The 25,512-nt window shown below is 56.2% G+C and carries 25 protein-coding genes; 16 read left to right on the top strand and 9 right to left on the bottom strand.

What is annotated here, in order from left to right:
• The first annotated feature begins 103 nt into the window (after positions 1-103).
• The 10 genes from rfaD to B2T33_RS08600 all read left to right on the top strand — a co-directional run bounded on the left by rfaD (position 104) and on the right by B2T33_RS08600 (position 9,982).
• Positions 104-1,090 (top strand): ADP-glyceromanno-heptose 6-epimerase, encoded by a 987-nt coding sequence (gene rfaD / locus B2T33_RS08645; RefSeq protein WP_197145818.1) that lies wholly within the window; start codon positions 104-106, stop codon positions 1,088-1,090.
• A gap of 114 nt (positions 1,091-1,204) precedes the next feature.
• Positions 1,205-2,038: a prolipoprotein diacylglyceryl transferase gene (lgt, locus tag B2T33_RS08640; RefSeq protein WP_174713872.1), complete on the top strand. Its 834-nt coding sequence runs from the start codon at positions 1,205-1,207 to the stop codon at positions 2,036-2,038.
• 2 nt (positions 2,039-2,040) lie between these two features.
• The gene (locus B2T33_RS08635) at positions 2,041-3,168 is read left to right on the top strand and encodes a class I SAM-dependent methyltransferase (RefSeq protein WP_286791695.1); all 1,128 of its coding nucleotides are present in this window, start codon (positions 2,041-2,043) and stop codon (positions 3,166-3,168) included.
• Between the two features lie 43 nt (positions 3,169-3,211).
• Positions 3,212-4,033, top strand: a complete 822-nt coding sequence (gene pgeF / locus B2T33_RS08630; RefSeq protein ID WP_286791694.1) for a peptidoglycan editing factor PgeF — start codon at positions 3,212-3,214, stop codon at positions 4,031-4,033.
• Positions 4,034-4,123: 90 nt separating this feature from the next.
• Positions 4,124-5,137 (top strand): hypothetical protein, encoded by a 1,014-nt coding sequence (locus B2T33_RS08625; protein ID WP_286791693.1) that lies wholly within the window; start codon positions 4,124-4,126, stop codon positions 5,135-5,137.
• A gap of 315 nt (positions 5,138-5,452) precedes the next feature.
• On the top strand, positions 5,453-6,385 hold the full coding sequence (locus B2T33_RS08620) for a ribose-phosphate pyrophosphokinase (protein ID WP_063088722.1): 933 nt from the start codon (positions 5,453-5,455) through the stop codon (positions 6,383-6,385).
• A 123-nt stretch (positions 6,386-6,508) separates the two neighbouring features.
• Complete coding sequence (locus B2T33_RS08615; RefSeq protein WP_064787368.1) at positions 6,509-7,138, top strand: 50S ribosomal protein L25/general stress protein Ctc; 630 nt, start codon at positions 6,509-6,511, stop codon at positions 7,136-7,138.
• A 15-nt stretch (positions 7,139-7,153) separates the two neighbouring features.
• Positions 7,154-7,933: an aminoacyl-tRNA hydrolase gene (gene pth, locus B2T33_RS08610; RefSeq protein ID WP_286791692.1), complete on the top strand. Its 780-nt coding sequence runs from the start codon at positions 7,154-7,156 to the stop codon at positions 7,931-7,933.
• A gap of 64 nt (positions 7,934-7,997) precedes the next feature.
• The gene (gene ychF, locus B2T33_RS08605; protein WP_063088725.1) at positions 7,998-9,101 is read left to right on the top strand and encodes a redox-regulated ATPase YchF; all 1,104 of its coding nucleotides are present in this window, start codon (positions 7,998-8,000) and stop codon (positions 9,099-9,101) included.
• A 143-nt stretch (positions 9,102-9,244) separates the two neighbouring features.
• Positions 9,245-9,982 carry a glutamine amidotransferase-related protein gene (locus tag B2T33_RS08600; protein ID WP_286791691.1) on the top strand — a complete coding sequence of 246 codons (738 nt, stop codon included), beginning with the start codon at positions 9,245-9,247 and terminating at the stop codon, positions 9,980-9,982.
• 9 nt (positions 9,983-9,991) lie between these two features.
• Here the strand turns inward: B2T33_RS08600 and B2T33_RS08595 are convergent, their stop codons facing one another.
• Genes B2T33_RS08595 through B2T33_RS08580 form a run of 4 tightly spaced genes read right to left on the bottom strand, consistent with a single transcriptional unit; the run spans position 9,992 to position 13,528 of the window.
• Positions 9,992-10,504 carry a DUF2478 domain-containing protein gene (locus B2T33_RS08595; protein ID WP_286791690.1) on the bottom strand — a complete coding sequence of 171 codons (513 nt, stop codon included), beginning with the start codon at positions 10,502-10,504 and terminating at the stop codon, positions 9,992-9,994.
• 3 nt (positions 10,505-10,507) lie between these two features.
• On the bottom strand, positions 10,508-11,548 hold the full coding sequence (locus B2T33_RS08590; RefSeq protein WP_064779696.1) for a zinc-dependent alcohol dehydrogenase family protein: 1,041 nt from the start codon (positions 11,546-11,548) through the stop codon (positions 10,508-10,510).
• A 36-nt stretch (positions 11,549-11,584) separates the two neighbouring features.
• A complete protein-coding gene (locus tag B2T33_RS08585) occupies positions 11,585-12,550 on the bottom strand; it encodes a rhomboid family intramembrane serine protease (RefSeq protein WP_120224358.1) in 966 nt (321 codons plus the stop codon).
• Between the two features lie 54 nt (positions 12,551-12,604).
• Positions 12,605-13,528, bottom strand: coding sequence for a LysR substrate-binding domain-containing protein (locus B2T33_RS08580; RefSeq protein WP_286791689.1), 924 nt, complete (start codon positions 13,526-13,528; stop codon positions 12,605-12,607).
• Between the two features lie 165 nt (positions 13,529-13,693).
• Between B2T33_RS08580 and B2T33_RS08575 the strand changes: the two genes are divergently transcribed.
• Together B2T33_RS08575 and B2T33_RS08570 are read left to right on the top strand one after the other, a co-directional pair.
• Positions 13,694-14,221 (top strand): peroxiredoxin, encoded by a 528-nt coding sequence (locus B2T33_RS08575; RefSeq protein WP_197145799.1) that lies wholly within the window; start codon positions 13,694-13,696, stop codon positions 14,219-14,221.
• 181 nt (positions 14,222-14,402) lie between these two features.
• Positions 14,403-14,939: a carboxymuconolactone decarboxylase family protein gene (locus tag B2T33_RS08570; RefSeq protein WP_008889484.1), complete on the top strand. Its 537-nt coding sequence runs from the start codon at positions 14,403-14,405 to the stop codon at positions 14,937-14,939.
• 92 nt (positions 14,940-15,031) lie between these two features.
• On the opposite strand, the gene B2T33_RS08565 is transcribed toward B2T33_RS08570, so the two are convergent.
• Entirely contained in the window at positions 15,032-15,838 is an 807-nt protein-coding gene (locus B2T33_RS08565) for an alpha/beta fold hydrolase (protein ID WP_286791688.1), read from the bottom strand.
• Between the two features lie 154 nt (positions 15,839-15,992).
• Entirely contained in the window at positions 15,993-17,195 is a 1,203-nt protein-coding gene (locus B2T33_RS08560; RefSeq protein WP_286791687.1) for an aspartate transaminase, read from the bottom strand.
• A 327-nt stretch (positions 17,196-17,522) separates the two neighbouring features.
• On the opposite strand from B2T33_RS08560, the gene uvrB reads away from it, so the two are divergent.
• Together uvrB and B2T33_RS08550 are read left to right on the top strand one after the other, a co-directional pair.
• Positions 17,523-19,658, top strand: coding sequence for an excinuclease ABC subunit UvrB (gene uvrB / locus B2T33_RS08555; protein WP_286791686.1), 2,136 nt, complete (start codon positions 17,523-17,525; stop codon positions 19,656-19,658).
• A gap of 112 nt (positions 19,659-19,770) precedes the next feature.
• Positions 19,771-20,541: a substrate-binding periplasmic protein gene (locus B2T33_RS08550; RefSeq protein WP_286791685.1), complete on the top strand. Its 771-nt coding sequence runs from the start codon at positions 19,771-19,773 to the stop codon at positions 20,539-20,541.
• 87 nt (positions 20,542-20,628) lie between these two features.
• Here the strand turns inward: B2T33_RS08550 and msrP are convergent, their stop codons facing one another.
• Positions 20,629-21,597: a protein-methionine-sulfoxide reductase catalytic subunit MsrP gene (gene msrP / locus B2T33_RS08545; protein ID WP_286791684.1), complete on the bottom strand. Its 969-nt coding sequence runs from the start codon at positions 21,595-21,597 to the stop codon at positions 20,629-20,631.
• A 245-nt stretch (positions 21,598-21,842) separates the two neighbouring features.
• Between msrP and B2T33_RS08540 the strand changes: the two genes are divergently transcribed.
• Positions 21,843-23,117 carry an amidase gene (locus B2T33_RS08540; protein WP_286791683.1) on the top strand — a complete coding sequence of 425 codons (1,275 nt, stop codon included), beginning with the start codon at positions 21,843-21,845 and terminating at the stop codon, positions 23,115-23,117.
• 50 nt (positions 23,118-23,167) lie between these two features.
• Here the strand turns inward: B2T33_RS08540 and B2T33_RS08535 are convergent, their stop codons facing one another.
• Both B2T33_RS08535 and B2T33_RS08530 read right to left on the bottom strand, forming a co-directional pair.
• Entirely contained in the window at positions 23,168-24,133 is a 966-nt protein-coding gene (locus B2T33_RS08535; protein ID WP_286791682.1) for a PDR/VanB family oxidoreductase, read from the bottom strand.
• 134 nt (positions 24,134-24,267) lie between these two features.
• The gene (locus tag B2T33_RS08530; protein WP_040822962.1) at positions 24,268-24,990 is read right to left on the bottom strand and encodes a GntR family transcriptional regulator; all 723 of its coding nucleotides are present in this window, start codon (positions 24,988-24,990) and stop codon (positions 24,268-24,270) included.
• A 175-nt stretch (positions 24,991-25,165) separates the two neighbouring features.
• Here B2T33_RS08530 and B2T33_RS08525 point away from each other — a divergent pair.
• Positions 25,166-25,512, top strand: a 347-nt coding sequence (locus B2T33_RS08525; protein WP_286791681.1) for a Rieske 2Fe-2S domain-containing protein, incomplete at its 3' end; no start/stop codon positions are given.

Raw genomic sequence — 25,512 nt, 5'->3', positions numbered from 1 at the left:
TGGCTTTTCTTGCTCCAGATCAGGGGCGGTCTTATAAAGTGTCGACAAACGTGATCAGTCGCCTTGGCCCATCGGGGCAGGGCGGCCCCGTCAGGAGAATGCAATGCTTATCGTCACTGGTGGTGCCGGGTTTATCGGTTCCAATATTGTTGCTGCCCTTGAAGAGCGTGGCGAAACCGACATTGTTGTCGTTGATCGCCTGCGCGATGGCATCAAATGGAAAAACATCGCCAAGCGGAACCTGCGTGACATTGTTCATCCCGATGAACTGCCGCATTTCCTTGAAGAGCATGCTGGCAATGTCGAGGCGATTTTCCATATGGGCGCGATTTCCGCGACCACTGAAACCGATGCCGACAAGATCGTCGTCAACAACCTGAAACTGACCGCCTGGCTTTGGGAATGGTGTTCGCGCCACTCATCGCGCCTGATTTATGCATCCTCGGCGGCAACGTACGGCGATGGCAAGCAGGGCTTTGATGACAGCTTTGATGACGCCGATCTGGCGAAACTGGCGCCGCTCAATGCCTATGGCTGGTCCAAGCATGCCACCGACCGCCGGTTCCGCCGTATCCTCGATCAGAACGGTTTCCGGCCCAAACAGTGGGCGGGGCTTAAGTTCTTTAACGTCTATGGCCCGAACGAATATCATAAGGGCGGCATGCGGTCCGTGGTGTCGCAGCTGTTTGACAAACTTTCAAACGGCGAAACCGCGACCCTGTTTAAATCGCATCATCCCGATTACGAAGATGGCGGCCAGTTGCGTGACTTCGTCTGGGTCGGTGATGTGGTTGACATCATCATGTGGCTTTATGACAACCCGCAGGTCAGCGATCTTTTCAATATCGGCACCGGCAAGGCGCGCAGCTTCAAGGATCTGGCACTGGCAGTGTTTAGCGCCATGGGCAAGGAGCCCGATATCAAGTTCGTGCCGACCCCTGAGTCGATCCGCGACAAGTACCAGTATTTCACCGAAGCCAATATGACCAAGCTGCGCGAAGCGGGGTATGGCAAGGAAATGACATCGCTTGAAGAAGGCGTGCGGTCTTATGTGCAGGATTATCTTGCGACCGAGGACCCGTTCCGCTGAGTGCGACCTGCATGGTTCGGGATGGGTTTGCCATGATGCTGCCCCACTCCTTTGCGACCTCAGAGCAAACACCTCGCCGATAAACACCCAATCTGCTGATCCGGAGTATTCCAGATGCTGAGCCTTGCCTTTCCGGCGATAGACCCGATTGCGATTTCCATCGGCCCGATTGCCATTCGCTGGTATGCGCTGGCTTATATTGCCGGTCTGCTGCTGGGTTGGAAATATGTGGTTTATTACTGCACCAAAACGCCCAACATCATGAGCAAACGCGATGTTGATGACTTGCTGTTCTGGGCAACGCTGGGCGTGATCCTTGGCGGGCGGTTGGGTTACATCCTGTTTTACAATCTGGATTATTATCTGGATAACCCGGCCAATATCCTGAAGGTCTGGCAGGGCGGTATGGCGTTCCATGGCGGGTTCATGGGGGTGATTGTTGCGATCATTCTGTTTGCCAGAAAGCGCAATATTTCGATCCTTGCCGTGCTGGACGCCGCAGCCGTGGCCACCCCGATTGGTTTGTTCTTTGGCCGGATTGCCAATTTCATCAATGGCGAATTGTATGGCCGCACCACCGACGTCGCGTGGGGCTTCGTATTCCCCAATGGTGGCCCGGAGCCGCGCCATCCAAGCCAGCTTTATGAAGCAGCGCTTGAAGGTTTGATCCTGTTTGTTGTGCTGTTTATCCTGTCGCGCAAGGCGTTCGTGCGCCATCGTCCGGGGATACTTGGCGGAACGTTTGTGGCGGGTTACGGCATTTCGCGGATCATCGTCGAATTCTTCCGCCAGCCTGATGCGCAACTTGGTTACCTTGCCGGTGGCATCACCATGGGGCAGGTCCTGTCGATCCCGATGGTGCTGGCCGGGATTGGCTGCATTGTCTATGCGTTGAAATCCAAACCGATTGAAACCCGCATTCACCCCAAAGAAGCCGAAAACGCGTAATTATGAGTTCTGCGACCGACAGCCCGCTTTTGGCCCATATCAAACGCCGGATCAATGTATCGGGCCCGATCACCATTGCCGATTTCATGACCGAGGCACTGGCCCATCCGGAGCATGGCTATTACCGCAAGCAGGACCCGTTCGGGCGTGCTGGTGATTTCATCACCGCACCGGAAGTCAGCCAGATGTTTGGCGAACTGATCGGCCTTTGGGCGGCGGTCACCTGGCAACAGATGGGCAGCCCGCCGAAAATCGATCTGATCGAATTGGGGCCGGGGCGCGGAACATTGATGTCGGACGCGCTGCGTGCTGTGCGCAATGTGCCGGGCATTGGCGATGCATTAACCGTGCGGTTTGTTGAAACCAGCCCGGTTTTGCGCACCCATCAACAAACATCGATCATGGCGTACGGCATTCCGGCCACCTGGCATGAAACGTTTGATGACATTCCGACCCGCGCCAACGTCCCGGCGATTGTGATTGGCAATGAGTTCTTTGACGCGCTGCCAATCCGTCAGTTTGAGCGCGGCGAGAAAGGCTGGGCCGAACGTTTGGTCGGGCTTGATGCCAAAACCGGCGAACTTGGTTTTGTCCGGGGTGCCGAAACACCGATTACGGATGCGTTGATCCCGGCCACCATGCGCGGGGCCGCGAAAAAGGGTGATATCTTTGAAAGCTGTGCGCCCGCAATTGCCATTGCCGATCAAATCGCACGGCGTCTGAATGAAACAGGTGGTGGGGCGCTGTTTATTGATTACGGCCATCCCGGTAGTGCATTTGGCGATACGTTCCAGGCACTCAAGGGCCATGAATATCACCCGGTTCTGAGCGATCCGGGCGATGCCGATCTGACCGCGCATGTTGATTTTGCCGCCATCGGGCGGGCGATGAACGAGGCGGGTGCGCGCACCGGTGCAGTCCTGACGCAAGGGACGTTTTTGCGGATGCTGGGCATTGAACAGCGGGCCGAGCATTTGAAAACCAGTGCGGATGATACCCAGAAAACCGCGATTGATCAGGCGTTGTCGCGGTTGATCGATGCCGATCAGATGGGAACGCTTTTTAAAGTTCTGATCGCGTATGGTCGCGATACCACCCCGCCGCCTTGCGTCAGTGGCGTGGCGGGCTAAATTGACCGCAAGCGCAACGCCTTTGGGAACGGAGAAGACCAGCATGACACATCCGATTACCGACGGGATTGAACGCAGCGCCAACGGGCTTAAGTGGTTTGAAGCCGGGAACCTGTCGGGTAAGGACGGCCTGCGCCACGGGTTCCTGAGCCGCAAGGGCGGGGTCAGTGATGGTATCCACGGCGGGCTGAATGTCGGTTTCGGGTCCGATGACGACAAGGACCGTGTGGCTGAAAACCGGGCCCGTGCGGCATCCGCGTTTGATACCAGTCCTGATCGTCTGACGACGGTGTATCAGGTGCACGGCATTGATGTGGCCGTTCTGGACAAGCCGCTTTCGCGGGATGAGGCGCCCAAGGCCGATGCGATGGTCACAGATCGCCCGAACATCATGCTGGGTATTCTGACTGCGGATTGCACGCCGGTTCTGTTTCATGATCCGGTGGCCGGTGTGATCGGGGCTTGTCATTCCGGCTGGCGCGGATCGCATGGCGGGGTATCGGCCAGCACGGTCGATGCAATGGAAAAACTGGGGGCCAAACGCGAAAACATTCACGCCGCTGTTGGGCCATGCATTGCGCGCAAATCCTATGAGGTTGATGGCACGTTCCGCGATACCATCCTTGCCGGACCGGAAGGCCAGGAAGACCTGTTTGATCCGTCGTCGCGCGACGGTCATTTCATGTTTGATTTGCCAGAATATGTCCGGCGGCGGACGATTGCCGCCGGGGTTGCCTCGGTCGAGCTTGTGGCGCGCGATACGTTGGCCGAGGAAGAGCTTTTTTACAGTTATCGCCGCACGACGCTTCGCAAGGAGCCCGATTACGGTCGGCAGCTTTCGGCGATCATGTTGACAGGGGTGTAAGACCATGCCGCATATGATCATGCTGTTCTTTTTTATGATTATCGCGACCATGGTCGGTTGTGTGATGATGTGACGACGAAATTAGCCCCGATGAAGTCTTTCCCACGTCTTGTTGTTTTGGTTATTGGTCTGGCTGGATTGCTTGCGGCCTGTGGCGATTTGCCACGCCCGTTCGAGGGGGCAGGTCGGGCCGGTGATCCGGCATTGCTTGAGCTGCGTGATACCGGCACCGTGCGCGTGGAAAGTACCGAAGACCTGCCCGAAGGCGCATCGGCCCATCTGGCGCGTGCGATGGCGCGTGCCCTTCGTCTGCGTGATATTCCGGCCTATAGCGAATCTGATACGGGCGGGGATTACATCCTGCGTCCGAATGTTCAGGCCAGCCTCAGTGATACCGGTGCCGATCTTGATATCACCTGGGTTCTGATGCGCCCGGATGGGCTTGCGATTGATACTACACGGTCGACTGGCGAACTGGCCGCCGATCAGTGGTTTGCCGATCAACCCACCGGGCCCGAGGAAAGCAACCTCGCCATCCCCAAGGAACTGGTTGATAAAGTCCGCGAACTTGAAGGCAAGGCCGAGGACCCGGTGGCGAAAACCTATGAGGGGCTGGTCGCCGAGCCGGCCGATCAGATTGCCTTCATGATTACCGGTGATCGGTCTTCGTTACGGGCAGCGCCACTTATGAAGGTGGCGCTCATTGATTTTGCCGGGGCGCCGGGCGATGGCAATACAGCCCTGGCACGGTCGGCCGGGGCATTGTTGAAGGCGCGCGGGATCACGGTCGATAACCGCGAGATGGATGAAAACAGTGTCATCCTGTCTGCGACCATTGATGTCAGCCCGGTCGAGGAAGAAACCACCACACCGCTTGATCGTGTATCGATTGAATGGATCATCATGGAAGTCGATGGCACGGAACTGGGTCAGATGAACCAGAACAATGTCGTGCCGCGCGGCCAGCTTGATGAAAGATGGGGGTCGGTGGCGTCCCTTGCTGCGCAGGCGGCGGTTGAAACCCTTGAAGGTGTTCTGGGACAGATCGCAACCAGCAAGAAACTTCAACTGCGTCCCGATAACAGGACAGCTTTGGCGCGTTGATTGCCGTTGTGATCAGTGATGCCAGAGGCCGATGGGCCGGACATGCATGACTGCCTTGTCGTTATTCGGCATTGGGCCCATTTACAGACTGTTAACGGCTGGTTATAAAGCCGCCGCGATCTGCCGGTATGCAGAAGTGTCAGGATTTGGTCTTTGAGTGTCGTGAAGGCGTCGTTGATTGGTCGGGAAATTCCCAGTTTCCGGGCTGTTGGGCGGCAAGGGCAACAAAAGGCTAGGGACGGCTATCTGTTCGGGTCGGAGTCGCAAAAGATTTAGTTATTCGCTTTCCCGGCACCCATTAACCGAGGCCCCGATATGAAGATCCTCGCTGGTAACAGTAACCGCCCGTTGGCTGAGGCAATTGCTGACCATCTTAATCTGCCGCTTACCCGTGCAGATGTTAAGCGTTTCTCTGATGAGGAAATCTGGTGCGAAATACAGGAAAACGTCCGCGGTGAGGACGTTTTTGTCATTCAGAGCACCTCTTATCCCGCAAACGACAACCTGATGGAACTGCTGGTGATGCTTGATGCGCTGCGCCGCGGTTCGGCACGTCGTATCACGGCTGTGATGCCGTATTTCGGCTATGCCCGTCAGGACCGTAAATCGGGCCCCCGTACCCCGATTTCGGCGAAACTGGTTGCCAACCTGATCACGGTTGCCGGTGCAGACCGCGTTCTGACCATGGATCTCCATGCCGGTCAGATTCAGGGCTTCTTTGATATTCCGCTTGATAACCTGTTTGCATCGCCGGTTCTGACCAGCGACATCCGCAACAAGTTTGACGGCCAGAAACTGGTCATCGTCAGCCCGGACGTTGGCGGTGTGGCCCGTGCGCGTTCGGTTGCAAAACGTCTGGATGCGGAACTGGCCATCATCGACAAACGTCGTCCGCAGGCCGGTGTTTCCGAAGTCATGAACGTCATTGGTGACGTCAAGGACGCGGCATGCATCCTGGTCGATGACATCGTTGATTCTGCTGGCACGCTTTGCAATGCGGCCGGTGCGCTGAAAGAACGTGGTGCATCTTCGGTTGCGGCCTATGTTTCGCATGGTGTTCTGTCGGGTCCGGCGGTTGAGCGTATTGCCAACTCCCCGATGACCGAAGTTGTCACCAGTGACTCGATCAAGGCATCCGATGCGGTGCGTGATTGCGGAAAAATCAGACAGCTTCCGATTGCACCGCTGATGGCAGAAGCCATCCGCCGCATTTCGGAAGAAAAATCTGTTTCCGTTCTTTTCGATTGAGGGTATAAGGCCCTCGCTGCGGTGGCACCCCTGGAGGCCACCGCACTTGTTTTCGCAGGCTTTCAGCGGTGATTCTCACCAACCTGCGGGGACAAACTACTTTTAGTTCAAGGAGATTTTCCGATGGCAAATTCTGTTATCACTGCGGAAATCCGTGAACGGGCCGGAAAGGGGGCCGCCCGTGCCGTGCGTCGTGCCGGTATGGTCCCTGGTGTTATCTATGGTGCAAAACAGGAAGCTGTTCTGTTCCAGGTTGACCCGCGTCCGCTTTGGAAACTTCTGCATGCGCCGGGCTTCTATTCCCACGTTCTGACCGTTCAGGTTGGCAAAGAGAAATACGAAGTTCTGCCGCGCGACGTTCAGTTCGACAAAGTATCTGACGAAATTCTGCACGTTGACTTCCTGCGCTTCTCCAAAGGCCAGACGATCAACGTTGAAGTTCCGGTTCGCTTCGTAAACGAAGAGAAATCCCCGGGCCTCAAAAAAGGCGGTGTTCTGAACATCGTTCGTCACGACGTCGAAGTTCTTTGCGCACCGTCTGCAATTCCGGAAGAGCTGGTCTTTGACCTGACCGGTGTTGAAGTTGGTGACTCGATCCACATTTCGGCGATCAAACTGCCGAAAGGTGTCGAGCTTACGATTACCGATCGTGACTTCACGGTCGCAACCGTTGCTGCGCCGTCTGCTCTGCGTTCGGAAGAGAACGAATCTTCTGACGAAGAAGGCGAAGAAGAAGCAGCGACCGAAGAATAAGATCGAGGTCTTACGATGTTTCTGGTGGTTGGATTGGGAAACCCGGGATCGGGATATGCCGCCAATCGTCACAACATTGGCTTCATGGCGGCGGACGAACTCGTCCGCCGCTATTCTTTTGGTCCCTGGCGCAAAAAGTTCCAGGGCCAGATTTCCGAAGGTGAATTGAACGGCCAAAAGGTTCTGGTTCTGAAACCGGAAACCTTCATGAACCTTTCGGGGCAAAGCGTTGGCGAAGTGCTGCGCTTTTACAAGATTCCGGTCGAAGACGTTATTGTCCTGCATGATGAGCTGGACCTGCCACCGGGCAAGCTGCGCGTCAAACGCGGCGGCGGCCATGGTGGTCATAACGGTTTGCGATCGATTGACGCCCATTGTGGCAAGGAATATCGCCGCGTTCGTTTGGGCATTGGTCATCCGGGGGAAAAATCCCGCGTGCATGGTCATGTGCTTGGGGATTTCTCCAAGGCCGAACAGGATGGCTGGCTGATGACGCTTCTGGATGCGGTGGCCGCGGAATTCGGGCGCCTGACCAAGGGCGATGATGGCGGCTTTATGAGCAAGGTTTCCGCCATTGTTTCACCGCCCAAGCCAAAGGCGCCGAAAAAAGACAAACCGGCCGCCGACAAGGACGAGAAAAACAAAGATGCATCAACCGAGCCGCAGGCAGGTGAAGGCATCAATGATCTTTCAGGGGCGGCAAAGGTGCGGCTTGAGCGCGCCGATACCCCGGTAAGTAATGCAGCCTCGGCCATGGCTGAAGCGCTTGCCAAGGCATTTGGCAAAAAGAAATAGTCTGGTTTGCACATGCGCAAACCGATCCTGATAAACAGAAATTCAAGTGACGGAGCCCGGAAAGATGGGATTCAAATGCGGTATTGTCGGTCTGCCCAACGTTGGTAAATCGACCCTTTTTAACGCCCTGACCCAGACGGCAGCAGCCGAGGCAGCAAACTTCCCGTTCTGCACGATTGAGCCCAATACCGGTCGTGTCAGCGTTCCGGACGAGCGCCTTGACAAGATTGCGGCAATCGCAAATTCGGCAAACATCATTCCGACCCAGTTGGAATTTGTTGATATTGCCGGTCTGGTGCGTGGTGCGTCGAAGGGCGAGGGCCTTGGCAACCAGTTCCTTGCCAACATTCGTGAAACCGACGCCATCGTTCACGTGCTGCGCTGTTTTGAAGATGACGACATCACCCATGTCGATAACTCGGTCGATCCGGTCCGTGATGCGGAAACCATCGAAACCGAACTGATGCTGGCCGACATGGAAAGCCTGGAAAAACGTATCCCGGGTCTGCAGAAAAAGGCGCGTTCGAACGACAAGGACGCCAAGCTGGCGATGGATCTGATCGAGCGCGCGCTTGAAGTGCTGCGTGAAGGCAAGCCGGCCCGCGTGGTCGAAATTGACGGCGAAGACGAAGCCAAGGCGTTCCGTATGCTGCAGCTTCTGACCAGCAAGCCGATCCTTTATGTTTGCAACGTCGATGAAGACAGTGCGGCGGAAGGTAACGAACTTTCGGCCAAGGTTGCCGCCATGGCCGAGGCACAGGGTGCACGTTCGGTGGTGATTTCTGCTGCGATTGAGGCGGAAGTTGCCCTGCTTGACAGTGCTGAAGACAAGAAAGAATTCCTTGAAGGTCTTGGTCTTTCGGAAACCGGCCTCGCGCGCATCATCCGCGAAGGCTACAAGCTGCTTAATCTTCTGACCTTCTTTACGGTGGGCCCGAAAGAGGCACGCGCATGGACGGTGTTCAAGGGCGCAACCGCCCCGAATGCGGCCGGTGTCATTCACACCGATTTCGAGCGCGGCTTCATTAAGGCCGAAACCATCGCCTATGACGATTTCATCGAATTTAACGGTGAAGCGGGGGCGCGCGATGCTGGTAAGCTGCGTCAGGAAGGCAAGACCTATATCGTTAAGGACGGCGATATCTTCCACTTCAAATTCAACGTCTAAGCGTCCGCTTTTTCGGAATTATTCCAAAGGCCACCGTAAATTGCGCGGTGGCCTTTTGTTTTGGTCGGGCGGTTTTGGTGACGCGGGGCTTGTCAAAACGGCGTGGTGCGGTCTACCTTCGCTAATGCAGCAATGAGGACCGCATGAACGATCTGAGCCCGAAAAACCGCATTCTACTTGTTTTCAATTCTGCCACCGGACAGCCGGGGCGGTTGGGAACGGTGATGCGCCGCTACGGGTTTGAGTTCGATATTCGCCGTCCCGGCGAAGGGGACCCGCTGCCGACCGATCTTGGCAAATATCATCTGGTTGTCGTGTTTGGCGGCCCGATGAGTGCCAATGACGATCATCTGGATAATGTGCGTGCGATCATGAACTGGCTGCCGCATGTGGTGGCCAGTGATGCGATGTATCTGGGTATATGCCTGGGCGCGCAGATGATGGCGCGCCATCTTGGTGCGGATGTTGTGCCCCATCCCGAAGGCATGACCGAAATCGGTTATTACCCGGTGCAGGCGACAGAAGCAGGCGAGCATCTGTTTCCCGAAGAACTGATGGTTTATCACTGGCACAGTGAAGGGTTTGGCATTCCCGACGGGGCGGAATTGGTCGCGACTGGCCCAACATTCCCCCATCAGGCCTATCACATTGATGAGCGCATCTGGGGCATTCAGTTCCACCCCGAGGTGGATGACGAAGCCCATGAACGCTGGCTTTCGAATGCGGCCGACAAGACCGACCGCCCGAATGCCCAATGCCCCGATACCCAGCGGGCAGGGCGGGCGAAATATGATGCGGCCTTCGGGGCGTGGTTTGAACGCTTTGCCGAGAAGGTGCTGGTCAAGAACCGCATGTCCTGCGATGTCGGGCAAAGCAGCTAACAGCTAACCTCAGACCGCCAGCGTATCTACGCGTGTTTGCGAGAGCCAGTTTTCGATGGCTTGGGTGTTAAGGGCCAGCGCATCGGCATAGCCGCCATGAAAGGCATCCCACGCAGCGCGATATTCATCGCGCACCCCGACCAGAACCGGAATTTCCAGATCCAGCGCGCGTGAAATGACATCACGAAGTCCGCGGCCCTCGGCCTCGCTTCGTCCAAAGCGGGCAATGATCAGGATGTCGGATCCGGCTTCGACATCGCGGGCAAGCTGCGCGGCCAAGGTCGAAAGCGCATCGCCATCAAGCTTGCAGCCCTTGGCCATTTTGCCGCGATTTTTCGTGATCGGCATTTCATCGCCGCTGCGCAGATTGCGGACATGCACCAAGGTTCCGCAATCGGCATCCTTGCGGCGTTTTTGAACATATCCGGCAACCGACTTGCCGTTTGCCAACATGGCATCGGCAATCCCGGCCAGAAGATCATCAATCGGGTCTTTGGGCTCAAAGGCAATACCGGCCAGCATGGATCAGAACCGGTCAATCACGGTGACACCGGTCGAGGAGAAGCTGTCCATATTCATAAGTGCTGTTGCGCCTTCGGCAAGGGTGACGCGATCGGCAATCAGTTTTTGCGGCGCAAGCTTGCCCGACAGGATCATGTCGAGCATCGCGTCATAACGAAATGCCTGCATGCCGTGGCTACCCAGAATTTCAAGTTCATGGGCAACAACGCGATCCATCGGCACCTTGGCATGGGCATGATCACCGGTCATCAGCCCGATCTGAATATGTTTGCCGCGTTTGCGCAGGGATGCGACCGAGTTAAAGCAGGTCACAGCACTTCCAAGTGCATCGACCGACACATGCGCACCACCCCGGGTGATGTCCTTGATCGCGGCCGGGATGTCATCGATTGCGCGTGCATTTAACACCGCATTGGCGCCGATTTCTTTGGCGAAGTCGAGCTTGGCATCATCAATATCGACCGCGATGACATAGGCACCGGCGGCCGCCGCAATCATGATCGCCGACAGGCCAACACCGCCTGCACCGTGGACGGCGACGATTTGACCGGCAGAAACCTTGCCCTGATCAATCACGCCGCGGAAGCTGGTGGCAAAGCGACAGCCGAGGCTTGCGGCGGTCGCGAAATCCATTTCATCGGGCAGGCGGACAAGGTTGGTATCGGCATAATCAATCGCGACATATTCGGCAAAGCTGCCCCAGCCGGTAAAGCCCGGCTGGAATTGATGATCGCAAACCTGATGATTTCCGCTATGGCATTCCGGGCAGTGGCCGCAGCCCGATACGAACGGGACGGTGACACGATCACCTTCCTGCCAGCGTTTGATGTCCTTGCCGACTGCAACGATGGTGCCGGCAAACTCATGGCCGGGTACATGGGGGACTTGTACATCGGAATCATGGCCCATCCAGCCATGCCAGTCACTGCGACACAGGCCGGTGGCTTCGACCTTGATGACCACACCGCCATTTTGCGGGGTCGGATCGGCGACATTCTGAACCTCGATCGGGCCCTGATAGTCGGTGAAGTAGGCTGCGCGCATGACGGTATCCTCCTGGGACGATATTTTTTCTTTGGCCTAAGTATCGTCCTTGTTGCGGTCCGGATGCAAGCGGACAACTTTCGGAACGCCAACCGATGGTTTGGATTTTGGTTTTGGTGACGATTTCGGCTGATAGCGGCCCCACGGGGATGCATCGCGCTCCTCGCCCTCTTTCCCCCACGGCCCACGCTGATCACGGCGCATATTGGCACGCTTGGCGGCGCGCTCTGCCTCATAGGCTGCCGCCCAGGGCGGGATGTTCGATGTGCTGCCACGCGTTTTACGGCCGGGGCGATAGATGCCAAAGGCCGGTGCGGGGGAACCATCATGCCACAGTGGCACATTGCGGTGCTTGAACAGCGGGATCAGGGCGACGCCTGCGACAAAGCCCGCGATATGGGCAACCCATGCAATGCCGCCGCCAGCACCACTGCCGAAATTGATCACCTGAGTGATAAACCAGAAGCCAAGCACGACCACGGCTGGAACATAAAAGATAAACACCCAGAAGAACCAGACCAGCACGCGCGCCTTGGGATAAAGCAGGAAATAGGCGCCGAGCACCCCGGCAAGCGCACCGGATGCGCCGATCATGGGGATTTCCGACTGGGTATCAAGCAACCCGTGCCCAAGGGCGGCGGCAACACCACAGGCGAGATAAAAGATCAAAAAGCGGAAATGACCCATAGAGTCTTCGACATTGTTCCCGAAGATCCAGAGATACAGCATATTGCCGCCCAGATGCATCCAGCCGCCATGCATGAACATTGCCGAAAAGATCGACAGGAACCCGAAACCGGCGGGGAAGGGGGAAAAACCCGGTGGCAGTTCGGCGTGACCAAACAGCACGGCCGGGATCGCACCATATTGCAGGTTCACAAGGATGGCCGCGCGCGGATCAAGGGTGACTGTACCCAGAAACACCACGACATTGATCGCAATGATCGCGTAGGTGACCCATGGCGTGATGGTGGTCGGGTTGTTGTCCTTGATCGGCAGCATTGGCTATGTCTGTTGTCTGTGTCCTAAGTGGTACGGCGGGCAACGGGCTGCCGATCAGGCGACGACGGCCTGATCCCGCGGGGTAAGGCGATCACGCAGGTAGGCCGCCAACTGGCGATATTCCAGCTTGCGGGCCGAACTGCGCCGCCAGACCATGCCAATGCGCCGGATCGGCACCGGATTTTCGAACGGCACGATCTTAAGCAGATCCGGCCGACGGGCTTCGACTTCAAGCGACATTTCCGGCAACAGTGTGGCACCGATGCCGGCCCCGACCATCTGAACCAGGGTTGAGAGACTGTTGGCCTGGAAATCAGCCGACTTGTTCCAGCCCGCCTTCTGACAGACTTCAAGCGCCTGATCGCGCAGGCAATGCCCGTCTTCAAGCAGCAGGAGCTTTTCATCCTTGATGTCGCTGATCTCGAGATACTTTTTATGGGTCAGCGGATTGTTCGGCGCACAGGCAAAGACAAAGCGGTCCTCGAACAATTCGAACTCTTCAAGCCAGTTTTCATCAATCGGCAGCGCGATCAGCGCAAGGTCGAGTTTGCCGGCCATCAGAAGTTCCACCAGCTTGGCGGTTTGGTCTTCGCGCAAAAGCGGCTGCAATTTCGGGAACCCGGCCTTGAGTGCGGCCATCACATCGGGCAACAGATAGGGGCCGATGGTCGGGATGACGCCGATATGGATCGGGCCCGAAAGCGGGTCGGAGGCGGCCTGCGCCATGGTGGTTAATTCATCGACTTCCTGAAGGATATTTCGCGCCCGCGAGACGACCTCTTCACCGAGTGGAGTCATCAGGACCTGACGCTTGTTGCGTTCGACCAGTTGGGCACCCAGAAGGTTCTCGAGCTCGCTTATCGCAGCCGACAAACTTGGCTGCGTAATGAAGCAAGTCTCTGCAGCGCGGCCAAAATGTCCGGTTTCGGACAGCGCAACAAGGTATTTGAGCTGCTTGATGCTTGGTTGGGCAGCCATAAATTTTTCCTATCAAGAATCCAAGTTTTATCTATTTGTCTTAGGTAATGCATTTCTCTACAAATCGCTAGCAAGCAGTGCATTTTTTGCAACTGCACACAAAAGTTTTTGCGGCCTGTCGGGGGCCGCTCGTTGTTTTTACAAACTGGGTTAGGAGTAACCATAATGCTTACCGTTGGTGATACGCTTCCAGAATTCAATCTTACCGGCGTTTCGGGCAAAACCCCGGACAGCTTCGCACCGGTTACCGACAAGTCCTATGAAGGCAAATGGAAGATCCTGTTCTTCTGGCCGAAAGACTTCACCTTTGTTTGCCCGACCGAGATCGTTGGTTACGGCGAACTGAATGGTGACTTCGAAGACCGTGACGCGGTTCTTCTGGGTTGCTCGACCGACACCGACTTCGTGCACGCTGCATGGCGTACCCACCACGAAGACCTGGGCGACAGCCCGTTCGTATGGCTGGCTGACGAGAAAAAAGAACTCTCGACCGCCCTTGGTGTTCTGGCGAAAGACGCCGGTGTTGCCCTGCGTGCGACCTTCATCGTCGACCCGGACAACATCATCCGTCACGTACAGGTCAACGACCTGAACGTTGGTCGTAACCCGCAGGAAGCGCTTCGTATTCTCGACGCCCTGCAGACCGACGAACTTTGCCCGTGCAACTGGAACCAGGGCGACGAAACCCTGTAAGTCCAGTCCGGACCTATTTGTGGGATCGGGCCTTGGCCCGGTCCCGCCTTTCAGCCTGTGACTTTCGCCGACTTGCGCATTGTGCGCCCGACCAAGTGCGGCACTGCCACGGCTGACAATCCCTCCATTCGTTATTGAATTACGCGTTTATCGTTTCAGACAGCTTCAGAGGATTTTTTCCATGACGTCGATCGTTGAAATCAAGGACTCCATGCCGGCCTATGCCAAGGACCTTAAACTGAACCTTTCGAGCATGGCCAACAATCCGGGCATGACCGACCAGCAGGTTTATGGCACCGCCCTTGCGTGTGCCTTTGCATCGCGCAACGCCAAACTGACCAAGGCCGTTGCCGCAGAAGCAAAAGAAAAACTGACGCCTGAGGCGATTGAAGCTGCCAAAGGTGCGGCTGCCATCATGGGCATGAACAACATCTATTACCGGTTCAACCACCTGGTATCGGATGAAGAATACAGCACCATGCCAGCCCGCCTGCGCATGAACATCATCGGCAAGCCGGGTATTGATAAGGCCGACTTCGAACTGTTTTCGATCGCGGTTTCGGCGATCAATGGTTGCGGCATGTGCATCGATTCCCATGACAAGGTGCTGAAGAACGCTGGCGTTAAAAAGGAAACCATCCAGAACGCCATCCGCATCGCATCGGTTATCCATGCGGTTGCGGTCGTGATTGATGCAGAAGACGCACTGGCCGAATAAGCCTAAAATATTCGGGCAATCGCCCAGCAGAAAGCCCCGGTCACCTTATGGTGCCGGGGCTTTTGTTTTGCGTCGATTTGTCGGGGCATCCGTTAAGCTGATGCGGGTTCTGTAATGCCAAGATGGTTGAGGCTGGCTTTGACCACCTGATCGGGTTGATCGAAATGCGGGATGTGGCCGCAATCCTTGATCAGCATTTTGGTCACCGGGCCGCCGGTATGTGCGCAGATGGTGTGGACCTGTTCGTCGCTGCCGAATTGGTCGTCATCGCCCTGAATGACCAGAAGCGGGCAGGTGATGTTGGCAAGCTCATTGACCATGTTCCAGTCACGGAATTCAGGCTGGCGCCAGGTATCGACCCATGCGCGGAAGACATCGTCGGTCTGGGCAAAGTGGTGGCGTTGCAGTTTGGTTTTCCAGTCGGTCTGGGCATAGATTTTGGCCGCCTCGGTGATGCCGGCAACCGTGACATCTTCGACAAACACGTGCGCGGCTTCGGAAATCACGGCGGTTACGTTGTCGGGGAAGCGCGCGGCATACTTAAGCGCAATGGTCGCCCCGTCGCTATGGCCAAACAGGATCGGTTTGGCGAGGCCCAGTTCCGCGATCAGGCCATGCAGATAGACATCGCTTTCGATGTTGTGGAAATCAATCGCGCGCGGAATATCACCAGTCGCGTGCGGATCGGATTTGCCATGGCCGCGCCGTTCATAGACAACCACCGGATGACGGGTCGCGGTCGCCAGTTTGGCCGGGAAATCCCGCCACATGCGGATCGTGCCGAGGGCCTCGTGCAGCATCAGGATGGTTGGTGCATCAGGGCGGACATCCTCGGGGATGATCTGCTGACATGACAAGCTGATACCGTTCACGGTGGCATAGAAATTTTCGATCTTCATGTGAGGGGCAATCTTTGTTGGGGCGTTGTTCGGATGATTTATCGGTAATTCGGTGCGCAATTGTTTAATTGTAATCATGGACAAAAAAACAGGGCCCGGCAAGTGCCGGACCCTGTTTGATACGATTTAATCCCGAAGACCGGGACAGCAGACCTTATTTCAGGGCTGCGCAGGCACGTTTGATGCGTTTGCAAGCTTCGATCAGGGCATCGTCCGAGGTCGCATAGGAAATGCGGAAATACGGTGCCAGACCAAATGCCGAACCCTGAACCGCCGCGACGCCTTCTGCTTCAAGCAGGTAGGTGACGAAGTCGGTGTCGGTTTCGATTTTCTTGCCATCCGGGGTGGTTTTGCCAATCGCGCCCGCGCAGGACGGATAGACATAAAACGCGCCTTCCGGGGTTTTGCATGACAGGCCTTCGCATTCGTTGAGCGCGGCAACCACAAGGTCACGACGCTTTTTGAACACTTCAGCACGTTCTGCCAGGAAGTCCTGCGTACCGTTGAGTGCTTCGACCGAAGCCGCCTGACTGATCGAGGAAGTGTGCGTGCTCGACTGCGACTGAACCTTGTTGATCGCCTTGATCAGGTCTTTTGGGCCTGCAGCATAACCAAGGCGCCAGCCGGTCATGGCATAGGATTTCGACACACCGTTACAGGTCAGCGTGCGGTCTTTCAGCTTCGGCTCGACCTGGGCGATGGTGGTGAATTCGAAACCGTCATAGACAAGGTGCTCATACATGTCGTCAGACATGATGTAGACGTTTTCATGTTTCAGAAGCACGTCGGCAAGCGCGCGCAGTTCAGCGCGCGAATAAGCCGCACCGGTCGGGTTCGACGGCGAGTTCAGAACGACCCATTTGGTTTTTGGCGTGATCGCGGCTTCAAGTTCGGCGGCGGTGATTTTGAAGTCGTTTTCTTCCTGGCATTCAACAATGACCGGGGTGCCTTCGGCCATCAGCGCCATGTCCGGGTAAGATACCCAGTATGGTGCCGGAATGACGACTTCGTCGCCCGGGTTCAGGGTCGCGAAGAACGCGTTGAACAGGGTCTGCTTGCCACCGCAACCGACGGTGATTTCGTCGATGGTGTATTCCAGATCGTTTTCACGCTTGAACTTTTCGACAATCGCCTTGCGAAGCTCCGGCGTGCCGGCGACCGGAGTGTATTTGGTCTTGCCAGCGTCAATCGCGGCTTTGGCAGCTTCTTTGATATTGTCGGGGGTATCGAAATCCGGCTCACCTGCGCCAAGTCCGATCACATCAACGCCAGCAGCCTTGAGTTCGGCAGCCTTGGTGGTGACAGCAATGGTGGGAGAGGGTTTGATACGGCTCAAACGGTCGGCAATGAACGCCATTGGTCTGTTTCCCTGGAATTTATGAGAAGTGAAAAGAATCGTGTTCTTTCGGTTCGGACCCTACGCCTGCCTTAATTCCAATTCAAGGCAGTTTGTGGTCGTAAGTGCGCCTTTTACGGGTTCTTTGGGATGATTTTATCCAATTTTGCAGCCTTTCAGAAGTCCGAGCGGAAAGAACTGTTTTGCAAACGTGCCAAAACACCCGTTGTTCCCGGATTTACATCCTGACGTCTCCTGACACTTCCTGACAGGAACTGTCAGGGCGGGGGCTTGCGGTTGGGCGTATCTGACCTATAACTAGGGTTGGAATAAAAAGGGATCTGCCCGATGAATGCGCTACCGGAATTTTTGACCAAACGTCGCCCGCCTGTTGAAGGATCACGGGAATTCAAACTGGTGACCGAATACGAGCCCGCCGGTGATCAGCCGCAAGCGATTGCCGAGCTGATGGCCGGTATTGATGAGGGCGAGCGCGATCAGGTTTTGCTTGGCGTGACCGGGTCGGGCAAGACGTTTACGATGGCAAACATCATCGCCAAGACGCAGCGGCCCGCCCTTGTTCTGGCGCCCAACAAAACGCTGGCCGCCCAGCTTTATGCCGAGATGAAGTATTTCTTCCCGGATAATGCGGTCGAATATTTCGTATCCTATTACGACTATTACCAGCCCGAAGCCTATATTCCGCGATCCGACACCTATATCGAAAAAGACAGCTCGATCAACGAGCAGATCGACCGGATGCGCCATGCGGCAACGCGTGCGATTCTGGAGCGCAACGACTGTATCATCGTGGCATCGGTGTCGTGCATTTACGGTATCGGGGCGGTGGAAACCTATCTTGAGATGACCCAGCGTATCTCGGTCGGTGACGAGGTTGATCGCAACGACATCATGAAGCGTCTGGTGGAGTTGCAATACACCCGCAATGATGCGGCCTTTTCGCGCGGGACTTTCCGGGTGCGCGGCGATGTTTTGGAAATCTTCCCGGCCCACGCCGAGGACCGGGCATGGCGGGTGTCGATGTTTGGTGACGAGGTCGAGGAACTGGCAGAATTCGACCCGCTGACCGGGCACAAGTTTGCCAGCATGGACTCGGTTACGGTTTATGCAAATTCGCACCACGTCACCCCGCGGCCGACGCTGGTGCAGGCGATGGCCGGCATCAAGCAGGAGCTTAAAGACCGTCTGGCGCAGTTCCAGGCCGAGGGCAAGTTGCTGGCGGCCGAGCGGATCGAACAACGCACGACCTTTGATCTGGAAATGATGGAAACGGTTGGCCACTGCAAAGGCATTGAAAACTATTCCCGCTGGCTTTCGGGCCGTAATCCGGGGGAGCCGCCGCCGACCCTGTTTGAATATTTGCCGGAAAACGCATTGCTGTTTGTCGATGAAAGCCACGTTGCTGTGCCGCAGATCGGCGGCATGTATCGCGGGGACTATAATCGCAAATTTACCCTGGCCGAGCATGGCTTCCGCCTGCCAAGTTGCGTTGACAACCGGCCGCTGAAGTTTGAGGAATGGGAAGCAATGCGCCCGCAAAGCGTGTTTGTTTCCGCAACGCCCGGCAACTGGGAAATGGAACGCACGGGTGGTGTGTTTGCCGAACAGGTTATTCGCCCGACCGGGCTGATTGACCCGGTCTGTATCGTGCGCCCGGTGGAAACCCAGGTCGATGATCTGCTGGGCGAGGCCAAGCAATGTGCCGCCAAGGGACAGCGTGTTCTGGTTACCACCCTGACCAAGCGCATGGCAGAGGATTTGACCGAATACCTGCATGAGCATGGCGTGCGCGTGCGTTATCTGCATTCCGATATTGATACGCTGGAGCGCATCGAGATCATCCGTGACTTGCGGCTTGGCGTGTTTGACGTTTTGGTCGGGATTAACCTTCTGCGAGAGGGGCTTGATATCCCGGAATGTGCACTGGTCGCGATTTTGGATGCGGACAAGGAAGGGTTCCTGCGCTCCAAGACATCGCTGGTTCAGACGATTGGCCGTGCGGCGCGTAACGTTGAAGGTCGCGTGTTGCTTTATGCAGACAAGATGACCGACAGCCTTGAATACGCGATTGGCGAAACCAACCGCCGGCGTGAAAAGCAGATGGCCTATAACAAGGAACATGGCATCACGCCGGAAACCGTGCGGTCGCGAATTAACGACGTCCTCGAAAGTGTCGCCGAACAGGATTACGTCACGGTTGATACCGGGGTGTCGGGCGACATCATGGTCGGCCATAACCTGCGTGCCCATATCGAAGACCTTGAAAAACGCATGCGCGATGCCGCCGGGAATCTTGAGTTCGAGGAAGCAGCCCGTCTGCGTGACGAGATCAAACGCCTTGAGGATCAGGAACTGGGTCTGGCCGAGGCAGGACCGATGGCGCGCACCATTGGAACTGTTGGCCCCGGGTCAAAATCGGCCAATAAACCGAAATACAAAGGGCGCCGTAGAAAAGGAGCCTAGGATATTTAGAAAATTACAAATACAGGTTGCATTCGCCGTTGAGAATATTTGTCGTGATCACATATAACAACAGCAACACAGATTGCTGTGTGATCGCTATGGAGAAGACTTGATGTGGCGTTTGAAAGCCTGGAGTTTGGTCTTCACGGCGTTCCTGATTGGGGCAGGATGGTTTGGCGACGAGGTTGCCGCACGTACATTGATCGTCGCGATCAATGATGCCCCGCCTTATCGTATTGTGACCGAAACAACCGACGAGCCGGTCTATAGCGGCATCTATGTCGATGTCGTGCGCGAAGCTGCGCGACGTGCGGGGATTGACCTTGTGTTTCAGGTGGTGCCGTTCAAACGTGCGCTTTTCCTGATGGAGAGTGGGCAGGCGGACCTGATGCTTGGTCCCAATCGCACCGATGATCGTCTGCAATACATGTATTATTTCGGCGCAGCCCTGCCGAGCGAGCCAAAGGTGATTTATACCGGCGCACTGGATGCCAATGTGATCGAGATCGAGGATCTTGAACACAAATTGACCGGGGTGCTGCGCGGGGCCAGTTATGGCTGGCAGTTTAGCGAGGCGCCCTATATCCGGTTTGTCGAAGCGGCAGATTACGAGACGTTGTTTCGGATGCTTGATCTTGGGCGGATTGATGCGCTGATTGCGCCGGAGCTTCTTGCCATTGCCCATATCCGCAAGTTCGGACCGTTTCGGATCAAACGATCTGATTTGTTGTTACAGGGAAAGCCATCTTTCATTGCGCTATCGCGCCAGTCGGACTTTTTCACCGATGGCAGCTTTACCGTACTTGAAAAACACCTGATCGATATGCGCCAGGACGGCACCTTTGAAGAAATCTATGGCCGGTACGCCAATACGGATTCGTAAAGCGTCCGACGGCCAAGAGAATCGCCAAGAAAAAAGCCGGTGTCGTAAAACACCGGCTTTTGCGTTTGGGCGGAACGGGCGTGCGGGTTACATAAACAGCCGCTCGTTTTCCATGCCCTTGTAGATATCGGCAACATAATCGCCATAGCCGTTATAGATCCGGGTGGGGACGCTTTCACCGTTATTCAGCAGCCGTTCATAGGCCTGCGACCAGCGCGGATGCGGGACTTCCGGATTTACGTTGGCCCAGAAGCCATATTCATCGGCGTTGATGTCTTCCCAGAAGCTTTTGGGGCGCGTGTCGGTAAAGGTGAAACGGACAATCGATTTGATGTTTTTAAAACCGTATTTCCACGGTGTGACCAGACGCAGCGGTGCGCCGTTTTGCTTGGGCAGTTCTTCGCCGTAAATGCCCGTGGCGATCATGGTCAATTCATTGGTGGCCTCGGCCATCGTGAGGCCTTCGATATAGGGCCACGGATACCAGAACTGACGCAGGCCCGGCATGGTGTCCTTTTGGCTGGCGGTTTCCATTTCGACATATTTCGCGCCCGACAGGGGTTTGGCGAATTCAACCAGTGCCTTCATCGGGAACCCGGACCAGGGCACGGTCATTGCCCAAGCTTCGACACAGCGGAACCGATAGACGCGCTCTTCGAGCGGCATCTTGCGCACAAGTTCTTCGAAATCGATCTCGATCGGTTTTTCAACCAACCCGTCGATGACCACGGTCCAGGGGCGGATTCGCATGGCTTGGGCGGCCTGCGAGATCGATTTGTGCGATCCGAATTCATAGAAGTTGTTATAGGTCAGCGCCTTGGACTTTTCGGTCATTTCGCGTTCGACCGTGTAGGCCGGGTTGCGATCCACCGGATAAAGATCGGCAGTTGATCCCGACCCTTGGGCCAATGCAGAGCCCAGCGGGAGGCTTGATGCTGTCGCGCCGATCGATCCGGCGGCGATCCCCTTGAGGAACTGGCGGCGGTTTTTATAGATCGATTCCGGCGTTGCGTCTCGTTCGGGAATTTCCCAACCCTTTTTGCGGCGTATCAGCATGTCGTCCTCCAATTGCGCGGGTTTTCTAAATGTCCTTTGAAAACCGGCTTTGGGCAAGTCACGGCTCGGTGATCAGCGGGTGAAACCCCGATCATTTCCGATTACTACCCGTTTTGTACGGGCGAAATTGCCGATCTGATCCTTGATCAGGCACGGGTGCCATCCTATGACAGTGAAACACAAATGCGCGGGGCGGATCGAATGGGGCCGTCGGATCGCGACAAAACAACAAATCGGGGTGCCAAATGGGTGCAATGATCGACAAGGCCAGACAAGCAATCGACAAGGTCAATCAACTTGGCGAGCTTAAGGACAAGATCTTTACCGAGTTTGACTTTGAGCGGATTTTAAAGGCTGCTGCCGAGGCGGAGCAATATTGCGCGCAAAACCCCGGCGCAGCACTTGCCGGGATGCTGGTATCGGTCAAGGATCTTTATGACGAGGCGGGCATTGTCACCACGGCGGCATCCGAGCTTTTGAAGGGGCGCGCACCGGCCGAGGCCGACAGCGAATGCGTGCGTCGCATCAAGGCTGCTGGGGCCATTCCGTTTGGCCGCACGACGCTGAGCGAATTTGCCTATTCCGGTGTCGGGCTTAATCCGCATTACGGCACGCCGGGCAATATCTTTGATGCAGAGGGTATTCCGGGCGGGTCGACATCGGGCGGTGGATTGACTGTGGCGCACGGGATCGTGGATCTGGCGCTTGGCACGGATACCGGTGGCTCGATCCGCATTCCATCGGCGATCAACGGGCTTTATGGCATCAAGCCAAGCCGCCTTTTGGTGCCGGGCGCGGGTATTCATCCGTTGGCCAAAAGCTTTGACACGCCGGGGCCGTTGGCGGGCGATCTTGAAACCGCCATTCGTGCGTTTGAAGTCCTGACAGACATCACCGTGACACCGCCAGAAGACGCGGCAAAATCGCTTCGCATTGGCGTGCCCATGAACGCGTTTGTCGATGGGCTGGATGACCGGGTGAAGGCAGACTTTGCAATGATCTGTGCAAAGCTGAAAGACGCCGGGCATGAGCTGATCGAGATTGATTTTGCTTTCATCGCCCAGAACGCGATCCTAAATAAGATGCTGGTGTCGTTTGAAGCGCACCGGATCTATGCCAAGGATTTCGCAAAGCTTGAAACCTTGGGCGATCCGCGCGTTTTGTCGCGGATGAAGTTTGCCGACACGCTATCAAGTGATGAGGTGATCGACGCCTATGCCAAGCGAACCGATATCGTGTCAATGTTCGGGGCGGCGATGGCGGATGTTGACGTCATGATCGCCCCGGCTTTGCCGCGCATGGCGCCCAAGATTGCCGAGGTCGAGGCCGACTTTGATAACCTGAATGCGCTGATGCTGCGCAATACCGGTTACCTGAACCTGGTCGATGCCTGCGCGATGTCGATGCCGGTTCAGATCAAGGGCGAGGTTGCACCGGCCGCCCTTATGATCGGGGCGCCACACGGTCATGATCAGGCGGTCCTGGCAGCGGCCCGGTTGATTGATCCGCTTTTTTCCTGAAGAAGCTGACTTAACAAGAAAGCGGCCCGGAACTTCCGGGCCGTTTTCGTTTAGAGATCCAGCGTCAGACGACCGCTGCTTTGCATGCGGGAGACGCAAATACACATCTGATCGTTCTGGGCTTTCTGGCTGTCGCTGAGATAGGCGTCGCGATGCGACAGATCGCCATCATGCGAAATCACAACCGACGTACAGATCCCGCAATTGCCCTTTTTGCAGTCGTAAAGCGGATCGATGCCTTCATCGATCAGGACATCGAGAACTGATTTGCCAACCGGCACTTCGAATGTCTGGCCGCTTTGCGCCAGATGAACTTCGAAACTGGTGTCATCAAGCTGGGCGGCAGGGGTGGTGAAGCGTTCATAATGAACATTCTCCGACGCCCAGCGATTGCGGCGTGCGGTATCAAGCACGGCATCAATCAGGCCGCCCGGGCCACAGACATAAACGTGTTTGCCGGCTTCTGAGGTGCCAAGGAGGCTGGCGAGCGGCATGCTGCGTGACGTGTCGCCGCCGTCGAAATAAAGCGCGCATCGCCCGTCGGCGGCGTCAAGAACCTCGGTCATCAGGGCCATGTCGGCGTGGTTGCGGCTGGCGTAATGCAGGACAAAATCCTTGCTGGCCTGTTGGAGCGCGGTCGCCATCGCAAGGATGGGCGTGATGCCAATGCCGCCGGCAATCAGGATGGTTTTGGCCGCACTTTCAACAAGCGGGAAGTCGTTTTGCGGCAGGTCGATTTCAAGGACATCGCCGGTTTTGACCTTTTGATGCATATACATGGACCCGCCTTCGCCGCCTTCCTCGCGCAGCACGGCGATCCGATAGAGATCAGTCTCTCCCGGATTGATGATCGAATAGGACCGCTTAACAGACTGGCCGGCTGTGTCGGTGACGGTGAGTTTGATATGCGCACCCGGTTCGGCGGGCGGCAGGCTTGTGCCGTTGGCGGCAACAAGATCAAAACCGCGTATGCGGTCGGTCAGGTCATGGACCTGTTGAACGGTAACTTCAGGCATGGCGATTTTCCTTCCCAGGCCCCCGGATTTTCTCCAGGTGTGTTTGTCTGTTGGGCTTGACTGGATCCAGATTAGATCAATTGGATCCAATTTTGTCAAACTTGAAGGGATCGGAAAATGCGGCTCGGGGTGGATTATGCGGTATCTTCGCGTTCGATGACGGTGAAGTTGTCGGGCATATCCTGTGTCGGACCAAGGATTTGCGTATAGCGCAGTGCCGCATTGGCATGTTCACGCATCAGGGCTTCGGCGCGCGCCCCCTGGCCGTTGTCGATGGCATCGAAAATGATGTGATGTTGCATGTGGCTGAAATTGAATCGGCGGAATTCGCCGGTCATGTCATCGCGGTTAAAGGCGATGGACGACACGGATGCAAATGGCAGGTGATCATTGCGTGACAGGGCATCTTCGATGGCGATGTTGCGGCTGGCCTCGATGATGGTGTTGTGAAAGCGCATGTTGAAATCATGATAGATTTCCATGTCTTCATCGGTCAGAAATCCCTTGGAAAACAAGGCGTCACCCGTCGACAGGCATTCAATCAAATGGCTGCGCGCCGGAAGGGAGATACCGCGTTCACTGGCAAGGCGGGCGGCAAGTCCTTCGAGCACGCCGCGCACTTCGATGGCATCGGCTATTTCGGTCGGGGTGATAGCGCGCACCGTGTATCCGCGACGATCCCCTTTGCGCAGCAGGCCTTCCTGTTCGAGGGTTCGAAAGGCAATCCGGACCGGTGTGCGCGATACGCCAAGCCGTTCAGCAATCGGGATTTCCGCAACCCGTTCGCCCGGTGGGAGTTCCCCGTTGGCGATCATTTTCCGCAAGGTGATCAGGACGCGCTGGCCGTGTTTGCTCATGCCGGTTTCCGTTTTTGTGACTGCCGGGCGATCATAGTTCAGATCGAATTGTTTAAAAAGCATCTTGCCAAATTGGATCCAATTTGCTTACGCTTAGAAGCATAACAAGAAATCTTGGTGGTAAAAATTCCACCTGCAAGCAACCTCGATTGGCCTTGCGCCAAGGGAGAGAAACATGTTTCTGCGTAACTTCTGGTACGTCGCAGGCTGGGATGGCGAAATTGGTCGCACCCCCGTCGCGCGCACGATCTGCAATGAAAATGTCGTTTTGTATCGCCGGGCCGACCGGTCACTGGTCGCACTTGAAGACAGCTGCCCGCATCGCCTTCTGCCACTGAGTCAGGGCTATGTCGAAGGTGACCGTCTTGTGTGTGGTTATCACGGGCTGGAATTTGATGGTGACGGTGCATGCGTGCATATGCCCAACCAGCAAAGCATCCACCCGGAAGCCTGTGTTCGGGCCTATCCGGTGGTCGAGAAAGACCGGTTTGTCTGGGTCTGGATCGGCGACAAGGAAAAGGC

The organism is Thalassospira sp. UBA4513 (assembly GCF_002388495.1).
Lineage (GTDB): Bacteria > Pseudomonadota > Alphaproteobacteria > Rhodospirillales > Thalassospiraceae > Thalassospira > Thalassospira tepidiphila.
This window is presented reverse-complemented; position numbering and strand designations above follow the sequence as displayed.